Here is a 17664-nt window from a genome sequence, read left to right as displayed (position 1 = left end):
CCGCCCGCCTACCGGGGAACGTCCAGGCGCATGATCTGGCGGTGCATGCCCGGGCCGAAGTAGTCCGGGCGCAGACCGCCGTCGGGTTCCTCGGGGCGGAAGCCCAGGGAGCGGTAGAGCAGGATGGCGGCGAGGTTGGCGGGTTCCACGGTGAGGCGGACCACCCCTATGCCGTCCCGGCGCAGCCGCGACAGGACCTCCGTCATCAGCTCCCGGCCCAGCCCGTGCCGGCGCCGGTCCTGGGTGACGCACAGGCCGAGTATCCAGCTGTCCCCGCCGAGCGCCCTGGTGGCGGCGAGCACGTAGCCGCGCAGCCGGCCCGTGCCGTCGTCGAGGACCAGGAAGTGCTCCTCGTACATGTCGAAGAGCTGGCGCAGGAGGAAACCGGGATAGGCGACCTCCTGGAAGACCTCCTCGTCGAGCCGCCGCAGTTCGGGCAGGTCGGATTCCCGGGCCGTCCGCAGGACCAGCGGCAGGGTGTCCGGGTACGGGTACGGATCCGGCCCGGCGAGCTGCTCGTGGCGGTCCAAGGAGCGTTCCAGCGGTTCGGCGGTCATGCCACCCCCAGTCAGGACGTGCGGACGTCAACTCGACGACACCGGATCCCTTCACGAAGGAATGACGCTTCGTGTGGCGGCCGGTGGCTCCTTCTGGCTAGAGTGAGCTTCCAACTTCCCTCGTGCAAGGGCGAGTTCGGGTGTGCGACGGTGCGCCGGACGTGCGCCCGGCGGAAGAGGACTGGCGTGTTCCCGGCTGTCTCGACGTGTCCTGGTGGCTTATCGTGCACGACACTGGGGTTTGTCCGGAATCGAATGGAACGCGGCAGGGTGACTATGGATCGCAACGCCGACGCACCTTGGTCGAAGTTCGATCCAGAGGTGTACGTCGACAACAACTACCGGACGCCGCTCGAAGTCGATCTGCTGATCGTCCGGTTGATGCGTGACTACTTCGGCCGCTGCTTCGCCGAGGGCGTTCCGGAATCGGTGCGGGGCGTGGACGTCGGTGCCGGCGCGAATCTCTACCCCGCGCTCTCCATGCTGCCGTGGTGCGAGAAGGTGCTGCTGCTGGAATACGCGCACCCGAACGTCGAATACCTGGAGAAGCAGGTCTCCCCGGGCGGGTTCGACACCGCGTGGGACGCGTTCTGGCAGGTGCTGAGCGAATCGCCCGCCTACCGTGCCGTCGAACCGAGGAGCCTGCTCAGCGAGATCGTCCGGGTGGAGCGCGGCAACCTGTTCGACCTGGAGGAGGGACACCGGCGCTGGGACATCGGGACGATGTTCTTCGTCGCCGACTCGATGTCCGAGTGCCCCGAGGAGTTCCGCCGGGGCGTGCGGTGCTTCATGAACGCGCTCAGCGAGGGCGCGCCGTTCGCCGCCGCGTTCATGAAGGAGTCGGTCGGCTACCGTGTCGGCGAACACGACTACCCGGCCTACCGGGTGAACGAGGACCGGGTCAGGGAGAGCCTGGAACCGTTCACCGCTGAGCTGGAGATCCACGATCTGCACCACATGGTGCGGCCGGGACACGAGGGAATGCTTCTCGCCCTGGGTCGGCGCAATTCGGAGATTGCCACCCCGTAGGAACGGGGACCATGCTGAACACAGGGCAACAAGGTCTGTACGAGGGGTGCGGGGATGCAGATCAAGCCACGCCAGCACCTGCTGGACATCTGGCAGGCCATGGCACGTCATTCGTTCGACGACGGGAAACTCCTGTGGGGGGACAGCGACGGGCTGAGCAGCGTCGCGGACGCCGAACGCCTGCTCTGCCTCCTGTATCCGGCCACCGAGGTCCCCGCCTTCCGGCTGGACCAGCCGGACACCACCGAACGTGACGTGCTGCGCGCCCTCGACCGGGTGGGCAGCCGGCTGGAGATCCCGCCCAACCTGATCACCGCGCTGACCCAGTTCATGCGCACCCACACCGGGGCGGACGACAGCCCCACCTTCGCCGGCGGGCACTACTTCCGGCCCGGCGAGCCCGGCGGTGAGATCACGCACGAGCAGAGCCAGTTGGGCGTGGTCGACTCCTACTCCATGTCCGTCACGCTCTGCCTCGCCACCCTCGGCTTCCTCAAGGTCTACGAGGGCACCACGACCCGCCCCGAGGTGCGCAAGGCGATCACCGAGCTCAGAGAGGCCACGAACGCCCGGCTGACCGCCGCCATGATCAGCCTGCTGCGCTCCTTCACCGTCAACGTCTTCGACGCCGAGTCCGAACAGGGCAAGCGGCTCATCCAGGTCGTCGGGCAGGGCAGACAGTCCGACCGGGCCGTCCTCCAGCAGTTCTCCCGCAAGTTACGACCCCTGCGCGCCACCATCATCGAGAGCCTCACCCGCGGCATCGAGGTCGACGAGGGCATCCGCGACGAGAGCCAGCTCTTCGAGTGCGGCTGGGCCTGGGGCGTCGTACAGGACGCCCCGGAGATCTCCGACCTGAGCATCCCGGTCCCCGGCCAGCCCGCGGGCATAGCCGACCGGCTGCCCTACGTGTACTTCACCGTCGTCGCCCTCGACGGTATCCAGGACCTGTTCTCCGACCGCACCCTCACCCTCGGCCTGCTCGACGCCGACCAGCAGAAACTCGCCGAGGCACTGCGCCTGCGCTGGGAACTCAGCCAGCAGTACTGGTCCGCGATCGCCCGCTTCGGCGCCGAGCGCTGGCCCCTGGAGGACCTGCCCTGGCAGACCACCGGCCTGCAACTGGAGTCCGAGTACTTCTCCCTGACCGTCGCGGCCATCCTCGTCCACGACCTGGTCCGCCGGAAGGCGACCGACGACGACCTCACCCGCACCGTCGCCATCATGGAGCGCCTCGCCGACCGCGGCCGGGTCACCAGCCGGATGACCAGGCAGGACACCATCATCCGGCTGCACAATCCCGGCGTCACCATGCCGCTCGCCGGGTCCGAGCGCTCCGGTGGGGTCCTCCTGTGGCGGATGACCGACTTCTCGGCCCAGCTCCTCAAGCGGATCATCCAGCTCGCCGAACTCTCCCGGAACATCGGCGCCCAGGACCGGCTGCTGCGCCTCGCCGAGCAGTCCTTCGAGCACCTGTGGAACCGGCGGATCGACGACGAGGAGGGCGCCGGCCTCTGGGACAACGTCCGGGCCGTCTACCCCGAGGCGCACGACGTCGAGCTGCGGATGTCCTGGAGCATCACCGAGCGCGTCACCGAATGCCTCGTCGCCGCCCGCAACCTGTACGAGCAGCAGCCCATCCGCAGCCCCGAACTGGCCGAGCTGGCCCGCGAGCTGCTCAGCGAGGCCACCCACCTGTTCGGCAAGGAGCAACTGGAGGCCTCCGCCGCCGCCGACGGGAGCAGAGCCCGGGCCATGCGGAGCATCGAGAGCCGCCTCGACCACGCCCGCGGCCTGGTCGACGACCGGCCCGCCACCGCCTTCGCCCTGGCCCTGCCCGTACTCCAGGAACTCGACACCCTGGCCCAGGCCAGGGGCGCCGCCGCGCAGGAGGTGTGAGTGTGCTCGTCTTCGCCGCCTCCGACAAAGGAGGCACGGGGCGCTCGGTGACCAGTGCCAACCTGGCGTACCAGCGCGCCCTCACCGGTGACCACGTGGCCTACGTGGACTTCGACTTCGGGTCGCCCACCGCCGCCGCCGTCTTCGACGTACCCGGCGCGATGCGCGGCACCGAGGAACGCGGCCTGCACTCCTACCTGGACGGTGAGGTCGCCGAGCCGGTCAGGATCGACGTGTGGCGGCAGACCGAGCACCCGCTGCTGCGCGCCCGCCCGAACCAGTCCGGCCGCCTCGTCCTGTTCCCCGGCGACGCCGGCGGCGGCGAGTTCGCCATCGGCGAGGAGGCCCTTCAGCGGTGCATCGACCTGCTGCTGCGGCTCAACGGCGAGTTCGACGTCACCATGGTCGACCTCAGTGCCGGACGCAGCTACGCCGTCGACATGGTCCTCGCGGCCACCGCCCACCCCCGGATGCGCAACGTCCCCTTCCGCTGGCTCGTCTTCCACCGCTGGACCCGGCAGCACGTCATCGCCGCCTCCGGACTCGTCCACGCCGACCACGGCATCATCGGCGGCGGCGTCGAACGCGGGCACGACGAGGAGAGCCTGCGGGCCGCGATCCGCTTCGTGCGGGCCGCCGTACCCGACCCCGAGTCACCGCTGTGGGCCCAGGGCTCGCCCGCCCAGGCCGCCTGGATGCAGGCCTGCGACGAGGCGCTGCGCCGGCTCGCCGCCGAGCAGCGCATCGGCGACAGCGTCGTCCTCGGCGTCGTACCGCTGGAGCCCATACTCCAGTGGCGCGAGCAGCTCATCACCGAGGAGGACGTGCTCTCCACCCAGATCGCCAACAAGGAGACCCTGGAGGCGCTGGAAGAGATCGCGCGGCGCCTGACGGACGACTCGCACTGGGGGCGGCCATGACGGACGCGGTGTTCCGGGAGACCGCCGCCGAGCCACGCACCCAGTCGGTGCCGCTGGCCCACCTCTCCCTGGAGCTGGGCCACCTCTACATGGAGGACTTCGAGGCCGGTCCGGAACGCCTGCGCCGGCACTTCACCGAAGTGCGCCCCTGGGCGGACGCCGCGCGCGTCGCCGCGTCCGGCCGGGTCGGTGGCAGACGCGCCCGGATCAGCACCTGCTTCCTGATCGACGACTACTTCACCCGCTTCTCCACCCCCGCCGAGGTCGTCCCCATGATCCTCGCGGAGGCCGAGCGGGCCGGGCTGGCCATCGACTACCTGGCCCGCGAGTCCGGCTGCGCCACCGCCGGCAAGGTGCCCGTCGCCGAGGCGGTGGCCGGCCGCATCGTCGAGTCACCGCCGCCCGGCAGCTACGGGCTGCGTCCGCCCGCCGCGCAGACCGGCTGGCTGGCCAACGGCGAGCGCAGCCCCGTAGCCCGCGCCCCGCAGGCGATGAAGCGGGCCGTCGCCTGGCAGCCGCCCAAGGAGACCGCGGCCCGCCGCCACTCCGTCTTCCTCGACGTCGAACTGTGGAGCGACGACGCCGACGGGCACCGCACCTGGTCCTGTCCCTTCCTCGCCGCCGTATGGCAGCTCGCCCGCCTCGGACTGCTGCGCAACGAGGGCGAAGCCGTCCTCGTCCCCCAGCAGCACACCGCCGCCGCCTTCCCCGACGACTGGGACGAACTGCCTCCCCTCCTGCGGCTCAACGACCGCGCCGACCCCTTCGCCGCCTACCGGACCTGCTCGGTCCTGCCCACCCGGTTCCTCCCCGTGGAGCACGCCGTCCGGGTGATCCTCGACCAGATCGAGGTCGACCCGGGAGCGCTGGAGCAGGTCGCCGAACGCTCCGGGCGGGAGCGCACACCCGTCCCCGACTCGGTCGCCGACCGGATCTCCTACGTGTACTACTCGGGGCTCTGACATGGCGCCGCGGGAGAGCACACCGCGCGCCGTCCTCGCCTGCGGCGAGGTCCGCACCTGCCTGCTGCCCGCCCGGCAGGCCCTCGACATCCGGGCCGCCACCCAGCTCCTGGCCCTGCGCGCCGACGAGCGGGTCCTGACCTCCGAACGCCCGAGCCTCTACGCGCGTTCCCCCGACACCCTCACCGGCGTCGACTGCCCGCTGCCCAGCGCCAACGGCGCCCGCGTCCGCGCGGTCGGCACCGTCGCCGCCCGGGCCGCGCTCACCGAGGGGCGCGTCCTGCAGACCTCCGCCCACTTCCGTGTCCCCGCAACCGGCCCCGACCAGCGCCGCCCGTGGGGCGAGTACCTGGTACGCCCCGGGGTGGTCGAGCCGCTGGGGAAGCTGCCGCACGACGCGGTCGCGCGGGGTGTGCTCGACGGCGGACGGCACGGCGACCTCGACGCCGGGCTGATCGCCGACGGGCTGCTCACCCGGCTGCTGCGCCACCCCCTGCTCGACCAGTGCCCGCCCTTCCGGTCCCGCCCCACCCGGCTGCGCTGGGCCGCCCTGCCCGCGGACCCGGGCGACGGCCCGTCCATCGAGCGGTTCACCCTCGCCGAGGACGAACTGCGCACCGTCCGCCTCCGGGTGCCCGAGGGTACCGACGCCACCGGCCTGGCCGCGCTCTGCGAGGACCTCGCCCTGCACGACTGGCTGCTCACCACCGTGGTCCGCATGCTCGACGGCGTCCGCCTGGGCACCGGAGCCGCCCGGGACACCGGCGCCGTCGTCCGCACCCTGCGGCCGGCCGTCGACCACCTGCTGCACCTGTGGATGCCGCGGGCCCGGGTCGACCCGGAACTGGCCCCGCTGTGGGGCCCGCTGGAGGAGCGGCCCGGCTTCACCCGGCAGTGGCAGGCCCTGGTGCAGCGCATCCGGGACCAGCTCACCCTGCACGCCATTCCAGCACCCCACCGGGAGGTGGAACCGGTCCCCTGAGCGGGCGCCGGCGCCTCCCACGCACATCCCCGCACCCCGATCCGACGCGTATCCCAACGGGGGGAGAAGCGAGATGAGCACGGCACAGTCACCCCGACCCGACGACACGACCCACCCGCCCGGCCCGGCGGCCCTGAGGGGTGACTCCCCATGGGCGCGCATGCTGCTGATCGCCCTGGTCGTCGGCGCCCTCTTCTGGAGCGTCGCGGCCCTTCTGGGCCCCGACGACGGAACACCGCGCCAGTTCGCGGCCGCGGTGCTCTGCGCGGGCGCGGCGATGCTCGTCCAGTACGTCATCGGACTGGCCCCCCGCCCGGGTCACGCACCGCTGGACGAACACACCCGCCGGGTGGAGAGCGCCCTGGCCGAGAACACCGCCGCCGTACGGGAGGGCCTGAACCGGTACGACGACGAGCTGAAGAGCGGTCTGACCCGGCACACCGAGGACGTGAAACAGCTGGTCGAGACCCACGTCACCCAGGTCGACCACAGGGCCGCCGAGCCCCGCCACCTGGACCCGGTCCGCATCGACAGCGTGCCCGAGCTGGCGAAGAGCTTCGCCGACGTCCTGCTGCCGGAACCCTCGATCCTGCACACCTTCGTCCACCTGGAGATGGCGCGGGTCGTCGGCCACATGGCGGACCTCACCAACCTGACCACCGAGTGCCCGGGCGAGAACCACGACTGGATGCTCACCCTCACCCGCGCCGCCGAGCACTCCATCTGCGCCACCAGCACCTCCGTCGACCGGGAGTTCTGGAACAGCGAACCCGCCGGCCGCTACCTCGACGCCCAGCAGGCCGCGATCGACGAGCAGGGCGTGTCGGTGCGCCGGCTGTTCCTGCTGGAGAGCGCCCGCGAGCTCGACGACCGGCTGCTGCGGCTGTGCGAGGAACAGGAGCTGAGGCGGATCGACGTACGCGCGGCCGTCCTGCCCGAGCTGCCTCCGCACCTGCAGCGCGGCACCACCAACGACTTCATCCTCTACGACGAGGGGGTGTCCTTCGAGATCGAGCAGGACCTGCGCGACGTCAACGTCCGCACCCGGCTCACCGCGCGCCAGGAGTACGTGCGGGACCGGCTCAAACGCTTCCGGGAACTCTGGGACGCGGGCATGGGCCTGCGCGAGCTGGAGGTGCGCGTCGACGCCGAGGAGGACGGCAACTGGATGGTCGACCGTGCCTGACCGCACCCGTACTCCCCGGGGAGTAACGGCGTCCGCGCGTCACCCCGGGCAGTAACCGCCAACTCGCCCTCGGGCCCGACGTATCGGCACCCCGGCGACGGAATTCTGGAGACCGAACCAGACATCCGGACCGGAGGGAGGCCCGTCACATGGGGGCCGCAAAGACACGTGGGCGGACGGGCGGGGGACGACGGCGCGCCGTGCCCTGGCTGGTGCTCGGACTGTGGATCGCCGTACTGGCGATCGCCTCGCCGTTCGCGTCGAAACTGTCCGACGTGCAGCAGGACCGGGCCGTCGACTACCTGCCGGCGAGCGCCGACTCGACGCAGGTCGCGAAGATCCAGGACCGGCTGCCGGGCGGCGAGGCCACCGAGATGGTCGTCGTCTACCACCGCGACGCCGGACTGACCGCCGCCGACAAGGCCACCGCCGCCGACCAGATCGCCGAGATCGCGGGCGCGCACCGGCTGACCGACCGCCCGGTGGCCATCCCGTCCGAGGACGGCACCACGCTCATGTACCCGGTCGCCTCCACCGAGCCCGGCCAGGACGAGGAGGCCCGCGACGCCCTGGTCAACGCCGTACGGGACGTCGCCGAGGGCGGTGACGGGCTGAGCGTCGAGGTCGGCGGCGCGGGCGCGCTGGCCACCGACGCGAGCGAGGTCTACAACTCCCTCGACGGCCCGCTGCTCTACACCACGGCCGCCGTCGTCGCCCTCCTGCTGATCATCATCTACCGCAGCCCGTTCCTGTGGCTCGTCCCGCTCGCCGTCGCCGGGATCGCCGACTACCTCTCCATGGGTGTCGCCTACGGCCTCAACCAGGGCTTCGGCACCTCGGTCTCCGGCCAGAGCGCCGGCATCATGACGATCCTCGTCTTCGGTGTGGGCACCGACTACGCGCTGCTGCTCGTCTCCCGCTACCGCGAGGAACTGCGGCGCATCGAGCGCCCCTACGACGCCATGGCCGCCGCCCTGCGCGGCTGCGGCCCCGCCGTGCTCGCCTCCTCCGGGACCGTCGCCGCCGGACTGCTGTGCCTGCTCGCGGCCGACCTCAACTCCAGCCGGGGCATGGGCCCGCTCGGCACCGTCGGCGTGCTGTGCGCGCTGGCCGCGATGCTGTCCCTGCTGCCCGCGATCCTGGTCCTGCTCGGCCGCCGCGTCTTCTGGCCGCTCGTACCCCGCTACGGCAGCACGCCCAAGGCCCGCAGGTCGCTGTTCACCGCGATGGGCAGCTCCGCGGAACGCCGGCCCCGCGCCGTCCTCGCCGGCGGCGCCCTCCTGCTCGGCGCGCTGGCCCTCGGCTCGCTCAACCTGCCCGGCGACCTCAAACAGGAGGACACCTTCACCACCAAGCCCGAGGCGATCGCCGCCATGGAGACCCTCGCCGCCGCCTACCCGGAGCGCGGCACCCAGCCCATCACCGTCATCGCGCCCACCGACCGCGCCGACGCCGCGCTCGCCGAGGCCCGGGACACCCCCGGTGTCGAGAGCGCGGCGACCGGTCGCAGCGACGGAGGCTGGACCGAGCTGACGGTACTGGCCTCCGCCCCGCCCCAGTCGGCGGCCGAGACCGCCACCATCGACGCGCTGCGCGACAAGCTCGACGGCGCCTACGTCGGCGGCCCCAGCGCCCAGCAGATCGACCTGGAGGAGACCAGCGCCCGGGACACCGTCATCGTCGTCCCGATCGTGCTGCTGTCGGTCCTGCTGATCCTCGTGGTGCTGCTGCGCTCGCTGGTCGCACCGCTGATCCTGGTGGCCGCCGTCGTCGCCGTGTGGGGCGCGGCCCTCGGTATCGGCGGGCTCGTCTTCGGGCCCCTCTTCGGCTTCGAGGGCACCGACCCGGGCCTGGGCCTGCTGTCCTTCGTCTTCCTGGTCGCCCTCGGCGTCGACTACGGCATCTTCCTGATGCACCGCATGCGCGAGGAGTCCCTGCACGGCGCGGAACCCGCGCAGGCAGCGCTCACCGCGCTGCGCACCACGGGCGGTGTCATCGCCTCCGCCGGGCTCGTCCTCGCGGCCACCTTCGCGGTGCTCACCAACATGCCGATGGTGCAACTCGTCGAGCTGGGCTTCGTCATCGCGGTCGGTGTCCTCCTCGACACCTTCCTCGTCCGCACCTACCTCGTCACCAGCGCGAGCGTCGCCCTGCGGCGCCGGGTGTGGTGGCCGGGCCGGCTGTCCCGGGCGCCCGAGGAGCCGGTGCCGGCGGGGGAGCGGGAGCCCGTCGGTGTCTGAGCCGTCCACCGACCGGAGTGCGCCCCTCCTCTCCCGGAGGGGCGCGTCCGTCGCGGAGGATGGGCGCGTGCAGGCAACCACTCCGGAGTCGTCCTGGCCCTCCCGCCTCGGTGAGCGGATCATGGCCGCGATCAACCGCGACCCGCTCACCGCCCCGCACCGGGACCGCAACGACGCCGTGCTCGCCGTGGTCCTCCTCGCCGGCGCGGTCTGCCTGGCGTCGTTCACCGGCGAGGGCAGCCGTCCGGATGCCGTGGGCTGGACGCTGCTGGTCGCCCTGCACGTCCCGATCGTGTGGCGGCGACGCCACCCGCTGCTGGTGCTCGCGGCGGTGGTGGCCCTCGTCGGGCCGTACCACGCCATGGACCACAACCACACCGCGCCCGGCCCCGCCTCCTACGTCGCCCTCTACACGCTGGCCGTCACCGGCCGGCCCCTGCGCACGATCCTGACCGGCACCGCGGTGCTCACGGTGTCCGTCAGCATCATGCTCACCGTCAACACCCATCAGGCCGTCGAGCTGATCCGCATCTCCGGCTGGGTGGTCGCCATCCTCTTCGCCGGTGTCGACGTCCGCTACTACCGCCAGTACGTCGCCGCCATCGTCGAGCGCGCCGAGCGCGCCGAACGCACCCGCGAGGAGGAGGCACGGCGGCGCGTCGCCGAGGAGCGCCTGCGTGTCGCCCGGGACCTGCACGACCTGCTGGCGCACAGCATCACCCTCATCGGCGTGCAGACGTCGGTCGCCGCCCACGTCCTGACCGCCGACCCCGACCGGCTGGACCGGGCCGCCGTCGCCAAGGCCCTCGACGACATCGCCGAGACCTGCCGGAGCGCGCGCGGTGAACTGCGCACCACGCTGGAGGTCCTCCGGGACCAGGACGCCTGTGACGCCCGCGGCCCGCTGCCCGGACTGTACGGCCTGCCCGACCTGGCTCAGGCCGCCCGGTTCGCCGGAGCGCGGGTGGACCTGTCGGTACGCGCCGACGACGTGCCGCCCGCGGTCGGCGCCGCCGCCTACCGCATCGTGCAGGAGGCGCTCACCAACGCCGTACGGCACGCGGGGCCGGAACCGTCCGTCCGCGTCGAGGTGCACGCCGAGCGGGGCGCCCTGAGCCTGTCCGTGACCGACGACGGCACCGGCCCCGACCCCGACGGCACCCCCGGCTTCGGCCTCGTCGGCATGCGCGAACGCGCCCGCAGCGTGGGTGGCACACTCGACGCGGGGCCGCGGGGCGGGGGTGCCGGAGGATTCCAGGTGACGGCCGTACTGCCGACGCCCACCACGCCTTCGACGACGGACACCACGACGATCACCGCGGAGAGAGCCGGATGACCATACGCGTACTGCTCGCGGACGACCAGAACCTCGTCCGTGCCGCGTTCGCCCTGCTCGTCGCGTCGGCTCCCGACATGGAGGTCGTCGGCGAGGCGGGCACCGGCCGCCGGGCCGTGGAACTGGCCCGGACCGAACGCGCCGACCTCGTCGTCATGGACATCCGCATGCCCGACCTGGACGGCATCGAGGCGACCCGGCTCATCGCCGCCGACGAGGACCTCGCGGGCGTGAAGGTGCTGGTCCTCACCACCTACGACACCGACGACAACATCGTGGAGGCACTGCGGGCGGGCGCCTCCGGGTTCCTGGTCAAGGACACGAAGCCCGCCGAGCTCCTCGACGCCATACGCACCGTGACGGCGGGCGACGCGCTGCTGTCGCCCGGTCCGACGGCACGGCTCATCGAGCGTTTCCTGCGCAGCCCGGCGGTGCCGGTGCCGGGCGGGGGTGGCCCCGACTGCCTGTCGGACCGGGAGCGCCAGGTGCTCACCCTGGTCGCACGCGGCTTCAACAACACGGAGATCGCCGACTCGCTGGGACTGAGCCCACTGACCGCGAAGACCCACGTCAGCCGCATCATGGGCAAGCTGGGGGCACGGGACCGGGCGCAACTGGTCATCGTGGGCTACGAGTCGGGGCTGGTGACGCCGGGCGCCCCGCCCCGGGAGGGCCCCGCCTCCAGGACAGACGTTGGCCTGGACGGCTCCTAGGCCGGTGACGACCGACGTCATCGAAGGGATCGCTGTGGCTGATCGGTCACGCCGAGATCCGAGTCGGCGACACCGTCGTGATGGCGTTCGACCGACGCGCGGACCGGCCTGTCATGCCCTGCCTGCTGAACGTGTTCGTGGCCGATGCGGACCAGGCGTGCGCCCGGGCCGTCGACGCCGGCGGACAGGTCGTCACCTCCCCGGCCGATGACGCGTTCGGACAGCGGGGAGGGCGGGTCAAGGACCCCTTCGGCAACATCTGGTGGGTGACCAGCCGCGTGGAGGACCTCTCCGAGGAGCAGATGCGGGAGCGGCTGCAGGACCCCGTGTACGCGGGGGCCATGCGCGTGGCTCAGCAGACGCTGGACGTCGAGCTCAGCGGCCGGCGTCAGGGACGCGACAGCGCCCCGGTGAGGAGTACCGGCTGACCGCCGCCCGCCCGCCGCGGCGGGCGGGCGGCCGGCTTCTCCAGCGGTGCCCTAGCCGCAGTGGGTGTCCGCGTCCGGCCGCTCTCCCGTCGCCAGGAAGCGGGAGGCGGTGCGGTCGCCGCAGGCGTTGCCGTTGAGGAGGTACGGGTTGTGGCCGGTGGAGTCCACCGTGACCAGGACCGCGCGCCGCCCGAGCGCCTCCCGCATCTTCACCGCGCCGGCGAGGGGCGTGGCGACGTCCCGTTCGTTCGACACGAGCAGGACGTTGGACGGCCCTTCGTCGGTGATCCGTACCGGCGCCTCACGCGGCGGGTACGGCCAGGCGGCGCACAGCATCGCGTTGCGGGGCATCCCGGCGGTGAGCGGGTACTCGGCGCGGCTCTCGGCGACACCCTTCTCGTACACGCCCTGTGCCTTGGGCCAGGCCACGTCGTTGCACAGCGTCCCGGCGCCCACGGCGGTCACGTTCTGGAGCACGGCCTCGGGGGGCGCGGGGGGCGCGGGGGGCACGGTGCCCTCCTGCGCGGCCCGTATCAGCCGGGCGAGCGTCGGATAGCGGCTGGGGGCGTAGAGGCTGTCCAGCATGGTCTGGCGCAGCACGTTGCCGTTCAGCTCCGCCGGATTGGCGCCGGGCCAGGGGACCGGCTCCCGGTCGAGCCGGGCGGCGAGCCGCAGGAACATCGGCCGCACGTCGGTGGCCCTGCGCGCCAGACGGTCGGGATTGCCGGGTTCGGCCGCCCAGGCCGCGAAGTGCGGGAAGGTGTCCTCGACGCCCTGTTCGTGCGCGGCCAGCCAGGCGCGGTTGACGCGGGCGGGGTCGGGATCGTCGACGCTGTCCAGCACCACGCGGTCGGTGCGGTGCGGGAACAACTGCCCGTACACCGCCCCCACGTACGTCCCGTACGACGTCCCCCACGCGGAGATCTTCCGCTCGCCGAGCGCGGCCCGGAGGCGGTCGATGTCGCGGGCCTCGTTGGCGGTGCTGAGGTGTTTGATCAGCTCACCGCCGTTGCGGACACAGGCGTCCGCCATGCGCCGGGCGGTGGTCATGTTCCCGTTCACCGAGCCGTCGGGCGCGGGCCAGGGACGGAGCCTGGAGGTGGCGAGGTCGCCGTGCTCCAGGCCGCAACTGACGGACGTCGACGGGGCGAGCCCGCGTGGCGCGAACCCGACGAGGTCGTACGTGTCCCGTACCTCCTGGGGCAGCTTCTGCCCCTTGCCCGAGGGGTCGTTGAGGCTGGAGCCGCCCGGCCCGCCGGGGATGAGCAGGAGCGTGCCGCGCCGGGCCTTCGGATTCTCGCTCGGGATGCGCGAGACGGCGACGTCGATGCGGGGCCCGTCCGGGTCGGCGTGGTCCATCGGCACCTGGAGGGTGGCGCACCGCTGACGTGGGTCGAGTCCGGTGCCCTCGCAGGCGGCCCAGGCCAGGGGCTTGGACGGGCCGTCGGGGGCGGTCGTGGCGGAGGCGGTCATGGGTGCGGTGATGCCGAGGAGGGCGGTGGACACGCCGATGAGGGCGGCGTTGCGGAGGATGCGCGTGGGCTGCGTCATGGGAGGAGCCTCGCTGATCTCCGAGGCTCCTCCCATCCGGGCAACTGCCTTAAAAACAGGGGGGATTACCCCAGTGTCGCCGCTCGGGGTTCTCCCTGACGCCGTCAGACGAAGAAGCTGTCGTGCTTCACCTGGAACTCCCGCAGCTCCTCGCCGCCACGCTGCGCGAACTCCGCGACGCGCTCGAAGTACTCCTCGCGCGGGGCCCCCGGTGAGAACAGCATCAGCATGGACGCGGGGTCGTCGCTGTCGTTCTTGAAGGCGTGCAGTCCGCCGACCGGTACGTACAGGAAGTCGCCCTGCCGTCCGGTGACCCAGCGCTCGCCGTCGTAGAGCTCCACCTCGCCCGACAGGACGTAGAAGGACTCGGAGATGCTCCGGTGGAAGTGCGTCCTGGCGCCGGGCGCCCTGGGGCCCATGTCGACCTTGTACAGCCCGAACTCACCCCCGGTGGAGGCGTGGCTCGCGAGGTAGTGGGTGGCCGTGCCACCGGGGGAGACGACGTCCGGCGGGGTGCCGGCACCCCGGAACACGGCGTTGATCTCGCCCTTCTCGCCGAGGTAGCGCGGCTCCGGGTACGACATGGGTGCCCTCTCTTCGTCAGCCGACGGTGCGTACGAACGTGGCCCAGGCGGCCGCTCCGACGACGATCACCGGGCCGCCGGCCACCTTGCTGTCCCGCACGGGGACGACACCGGGGACTCCGTCGGCGACCTCGAGGCAGTCGCCGCCTTGGCCGTTGCTGTAGGTGCTCTTGCGCCAGCGGGCGGCGCCGGGGAAGTCGTACGCGACCTCGACGCAGTCGCCGCCCTCGCCGTTGCTGTAGGTGCTCTTCGTCCAGCGGGCGTTGCTCAGGTCGAACTCGCGCATCGTCTGAAGTCCTCCGCCGCCGACTCGATCAGGGCCAGGGACGCCTCCGGCGACAGCGTGGCGACCCTGAGTAGATCGTATGTGCGCTGGGCGTGCATCACCACGGCTGGACTGTCGATGAGTGTGCCTGAATACTCTGTCTCTGTATAAGCGACCGGCGGCGCGTCTTCGAAGTCCATGAGTTTCAGCATCCCGCCCATGGCCGCATGCGCCCCCGCCGCAAACGGCAGCACCGTCACGACCGCCGTGCGCTCACGCGCCAGCCGGGCGATGTGCTCCAGTTGGGCCGCCGTCACCTGCGGGCCGCCCACCGGGATGCGCAGGACGTTCTCGTGCAAGGCCACCCAATACTCGGGCCGTGTAGCGTCGTCGAGGATCAGCGACCGTTCCAGGCGGGCGGTGACGATGTCATCGACGTAGGTGTCGGGCTTGAACGGGTTCGCGGCGATCGTGACCGCGCTCGCGTACTCCTTCGTCTGGAGCAGGCCCGGCACGACGGTGGGCGCGAACTCGCAGATCCGCGTGGCCAGGCGCTCCAGCTCCACCACATGGGCGAAGTAATCCGCATACCGCGGATCGTCAATCAGCTTCCGGCACAGCCGCTCGAAAATACCGTCGGTTTGTAGTGACTCGTCAATCCGCTGCGCCACATCCAGCTGCGGTTTCCGAATAGCCTGTTCGAACTGGCCGATGTATCCGCCGGACACGAATACTCGCGCCCCCAGCTCGACTTGGGTGATTCCGGCGTCCTCCCGCCGGCGTTTTAGTTCAATCCCGAAGAACTCCCACGCCGCCTGCCGCGAACCGTTGGCCATAACCAACCCCCCTGTACTGACCAGCACTTGTAGTGCGCGAACTGCTCCCGATCGTAGTCACGGAGAGGCATTCTTGGGACACGAAGAGTGAAACCGCAATGGGAAGGGGAACACGGTGGAGGCACGGCACTCGGCGCCCTGCGTCGAAGAAGCGGAGGTAACGGTGAAAGAATTGCGCGCAGCGCTCACGGAGGCAGGAATTACTCTGCCGTCACTCGGGGTCGACCCGGTGAGTCTTGCGCGGGAGGCCCCCTGTCCGCTCATCGAATTGGGGCGGTGTTCCCTCGAGACCGCGCGGCGCCTCGCGGCGGTGCTGCGATGATGATGCCGCCGATCGGGTGCTATGCCGTCGACACCCGCAGCGGTCGGGTCGGCGTCGTCATGGGGCACGAGGGGCCGTACGTGCAGATGCGGCCGTACGGCGGGGGGCGGGAGTGGGACGCCGAGCCGCGTGACGTACGCCATGCCACCCTGTCCGAGCGGCTCAGCGCGGCGACGGCGTACACCAACGCCCGGAGCCGTGGCGAGGTGCCTTGAAGCATGCGGGACAATGGACGCCATGAGTCTGTTCCGCGACGACGGCATCGTGCTGCGCACCCAGAAGCTGGGCGAGGCGGACCGGATCATCACACTGCTCACGCGCGGTCACGGTCGCGTACGCGCCGTGGCGCGCGGGGTGCGGCGGACGAAGTCGAAGTTCGGGGCGCGGCTGGAGCCGTTCTCGCACGTGGACGTGCAGTTCTTCTCCAAGGGGAGCGAGCTGGTCGGCCGCGGACTGCCGCTGTGCACGCAGAGCGAGACCATCGCGCCGTACGGCGGCGGGATCGTCACCGACTACCCGCGGTACACCGCCGGGACGGCCATGCTGGAGACGGCCGAGCGGTTCACCGACCACGAGGGCGAGCCGGCGGTGCAGCAGTACCTGCTGCTGGTCGGCGCGCTGCGGACCCTCGCCCGGGGTGAGCACGCGCCGAACCTCGTGCTGGACGCGTTCCTGCTGCGTTCCCTCGCGGTGAACGGGTACGCGCCCACCTTCGGGGACTGCGCGAAGTGCGGTATGCCCGGTCCGAACCGGTTCTTCTCGGTCGGCTCGGGCGGCTCCGTCTGCGCCGACTGCCGGGTGCCCGGCAGCGTCGTACCCTCGCCGCAGGCCCTGGACCTTCTCGGAGCGCTGCTCACGGGAGACTGGGGGACCGCGGACGCGTGCGAACCGCGGTACGTCCGGGAAGGGAGCGGGCTGGTGTCCGCCTACCTGCACTGGCATCTGGAGCGCGGCCTGCGCTCCCTGCGATACGTCGAAAAATCCTGAAGGAGACGAGAGACACATGGCCGTACGCGGGTTCCTGGGGCGTCAGCGCCGGGAGTACACGACGCCGGAGCAGCACCCGTCCGGCGCGCGGCCCCCGAACCTCGGCGAGCTGGTGCCCGAGCATGTGGCGATCGTCATGGACGGCAACGGGCGCTGGGCCAAGGAGCGCGGGCTGCCGCGCACCGAGGGGCACAAGGTCGGCGCCGAGCGGGTACTGGACGTGCTCCAGGGCGCGATCGAGATCGGCGTGGAGAACATCTCCCTGTACGCCTTCTCCACCGAGAACTGGAAGCGGTCGCCGGACGAGGTGCGCTTCCTGATGAACTTCAACCGGGACTTCATCCGCAAGAGCCGCGACCAGCTCGACGAGCTGGGGATCCGCGTGCGCTGGGTGGGGCGGATGCCCAAGCTGTGGAAGTCGGTCGCCAAGGAACTCCAGGTCGCCCAGGAGCAGACCAAGGACAACGACAGGCTCACCCTGTACTTCTGCATGAACTACGGCGGGCGCGCCGAGATCGCCGACGCGGCGCAGGCCCTGGCCGAGGACGTGCGGGCCGGGCGGCTCGACCCGTCGAAGGTGAACGAGAAGACGCTCGCCAAGTACCTGTACTACCCGGACATGCCGGACGTGGACCTGTTCCTGCGGCCGAGCGGCGAGCAGCGGACGTCCAACTACCTGCTCTGGCAGAGCGCGTACGCCGAGATGGTGTTCCAGGACGTGCTGTGGCCCGACTTCGACCGGCGCGACCTGTGGCGCGCGTGCCTGGAGTTCGCCTCCCGGGACCGCCGCTTCGGCGGGGCCATCCCGAACGAGGAGCTCCTCGCCATGGAGGGGACGGAAGCGTCCAGCCCGTCCGGAGTCTGAGG

At 71.5% G+C, this 17664-nt stretch carries 17 protein-coding genes and 1 pseudogene; 13 read left to right on the top strand and 5 right to left on the bottom strand.

What is annotated here, in order from left to right; all coding sequences use genetic code 11:
- Positions 1-8 precede the first annotated feature (8 nt).
- Positions 9-557, bottom strand: a complete 549-nt coding sequence (locus ACH4F2_RS00750; RefSeq protein ID WP_398130517.1) for a GNAT family N-acetyltransferase — start codon at positions 555-557, stop codon at positions 9-11.
- Positions 558-812: 255 nt separating this feature from the next.
- On the opposite strand from ACH4F2_RS00750, the gene ACH4F2_RS00745 reads away from it, so the two are divergent.
- The 10 genes and pseudogenes from ACH4F2_RS00745 to ACH4F2_RS00700 all read left to right on the top strand — a co-directional run.
- Positions 813-1586: an SCO2525 family SAM-dependent methyltransferase gene (locus ACH4F2_RS00745; RefSeq protein WP_398130516.1), complete on the top strand. Its 774-nt coding sequence runs from the start codon at positions 813-815 to the stop codon at positions 1584-1586.
- A gap of 54 nt (positions 1587-1640) precedes the next feature.
- Entirely contained in the window at positions 1641-3485 is a 1845-nt protein-coding gene (locus ACH4F2_RS00740; RefSeq protein ID WP_398130515.1) for an SCO2524 family protein, read from the top strand.
- 2 nt (positions 3486-3487) lie between these two features.
- Positions 3488-4405, top strand: a complete 918-nt coding sequence (locus ACH4F2_RS00735; protein ID WP_398130884.1) for an SCO2523 family variant P-loop protein — start codon at positions 3488-3490, stop codon at positions 4403-4405.
- Positions 4402-5367 (top strand): SCO2522 family protein, encoded by a 966-nt coding sequence (locus ACH4F2_RS00730; protein WP_398130514.1) that lies wholly within the window; start codon positions 4402-4404, stop codon positions 5365-5367. Before ACH4F2_RS00735 ends, ACH4F2_RS00730 begins: the two co-directional genes overlap by 4 nt.
- Position 5368: 1 nt before the next feature.
- Entirely contained in the window at positions 5369-6349 is a 981-nt protein-coding gene (locus ACH4F2_RS00725; protein WP_398130513.1) for an SCO2521 family protein, read from the top strand.
- A 73-nt stretch (positions 6350-6422) separates the two neighbouring features.
- Complete coding sequence (locus ACH4F2_RS00720; RefSeq protein WP_398130512.1) at positions 6423-7535, top strand: hypothetical protein; 1113 nt, start codon at positions 6423-6425, stop codon at positions 7533-7535.
- A 149-nt stretch (positions 7536-7684) separates the two neighbouring features.
- Entirely contained in the window at positions 7685-9775 is a 2091-nt protein-coding gene (locus ACH4F2_RS00715) for an MMPL family transporter (protein WP_398130511.1), read from the top strand.
- Positions 9776-9842: 67 nt separating this feature from the next.
- The gene (locus ACH4F2_RS00710) at positions 9843-11111 is read left to right on the top strand and encodes a sensor histidine kinase (RefSeq protein ID WP_398130510.1); all 1269 of its coding nucleotides are present in this window, start codon (positions 9843-9845) and stop codon (positions 11109-11111) included.
- On the top strand, positions 11108-11824 hold the full coding sequence (locus tag ACH4F2_RS00705) for a response regulator (RefSeq protein ID WP_398130509.1): 717 nt from the start codon (positions 11108-11110) through the stop codon (positions 11822-11824). Before ACH4F2_RS00710 ends, ACH4F2_RS00705 begins: the two co-directional genes overlap by 4 nt.
- Before the next feature lie 38 nt (positions 11825-11862).
- Positions 11863-12252 (top strand): annotated as a pseudogene (locus tag ACH4F2_RS00700) (VOC family protein); the annotation flags it as partial.
- 51 nt (positions 12253-12303) lie between these two features.
- Here ACH4F2_RS00700 and ACH4F2_RS00695 read toward each other — a convergent pair.
- From ACH4F2_RS00695 to ACH4F2_RS00680, 4 genes are all read right to left on the bottom strand, one after another.
- The gene (locus tag ACH4F2_RS00695; protein WP_398130508.1) at positions 12304-13803 is read right to left on the bottom strand and encodes an alpha/beta hydrolase; all 1500 of its coding nucleotides are present in this window, start codon (positions 13801-13803) and stop codon (positions 12304-12306) included.
- 104 nt (positions 13804-13907) lie between these two features.
- On the bottom strand, positions 13908-14387 hold the full coding sequence (locus ACH4F2_RS00690; protein WP_398130507.1) for a cupin domain-containing protein: 480 nt from the start codon (positions 14385-14387) through the stop codon (positions 13908-13910).
- A 16-nt stretch (positions 14388-14403) separates the two neighbouring features.
- A complete protein-coding gene (locus ACH4F2_RS00685; protein WP_398130506.1) occupies positions 14404-14673 on the bottom strand; it encodes a DUF397 domain-containing protein in 270 nt (89 codons plus the stop codon).
- Positions 14655-15488 (bottom strand): Scr1 family TA system antitoxin-like transcriptional regulator, encoded by an 834-nt coding sequence (locus ACH4F2_RS00680; protein WP_398130505.1) that lies wholly within the window; start codon positions 15486-15488, stop codon positions 14655-14657. The genes ACH4F2_RS00685 and ACH4F2_RS00680 overlap by 19 nt, the downstream gene beginning before the upstream one ends.
- 321 nt (positions 15489-15809) lie before the next feature.
- Here ACH4F2_RS00680 and ACH4F2_RS00675 point away from each other — a divergent pair, with 321 nt between their 5' ends.
- The 3 genes from ACH4F2_RS00675 to ACH4F2_RS00665 are packed head-to-tail and all read left to right on the top strand — an operon-like array spanning position 15810 to position 17662.
- On the top strand, positions 15810-16025 hold the full coding sequence (locus ACH4F2_RS00675; protein ID WP_398130883.1) for a hypothetical protein: 216 nt from the start codon (positions 15810-15812) through the stop codon (positions 16023-16025).
- Between the two features lie 22 nt (positions 16026-16047).
- A complete protein-coding gene (recO, locus tag ACH4F2_RS00670) occupies positions 16048-16797 on the top strand; it encodes a DNA repair protein RecO (RefSeq protein ID WP_398130504.1) in 750 nt (249 codons plus the stop codon).
- A gap of 16 nt (positions 16798-16813) precedes the next feature.
- Positions 16814-17662: an isoprenyl transferase gene (locus tag ACH4F2_RS00665; protein ID WP_398130503.1), complete on the top strand. Its 849-nt coding sequence runs from the start codon at positions 16814-16816 to the stop codon at positions 17660-17662.
- Positions 17663-17664: the final 2 nt, after the last annotated feature.

The sequence above is a fragment of the Streptomyces sp. NPDC017890 genome (assembly GCF_044328675.1).
Taxonomy (GTDB): Bacteria; Actinomycetota; Actinomycetes; order Streptomycetales; family Streptomycetaceae; genus Streptomyces.
The sequence above is the reverse complement of the archived record's forward strand: the minus strand, read 5'-3'. Positions and strand labels throughout refer to the sequence as shown.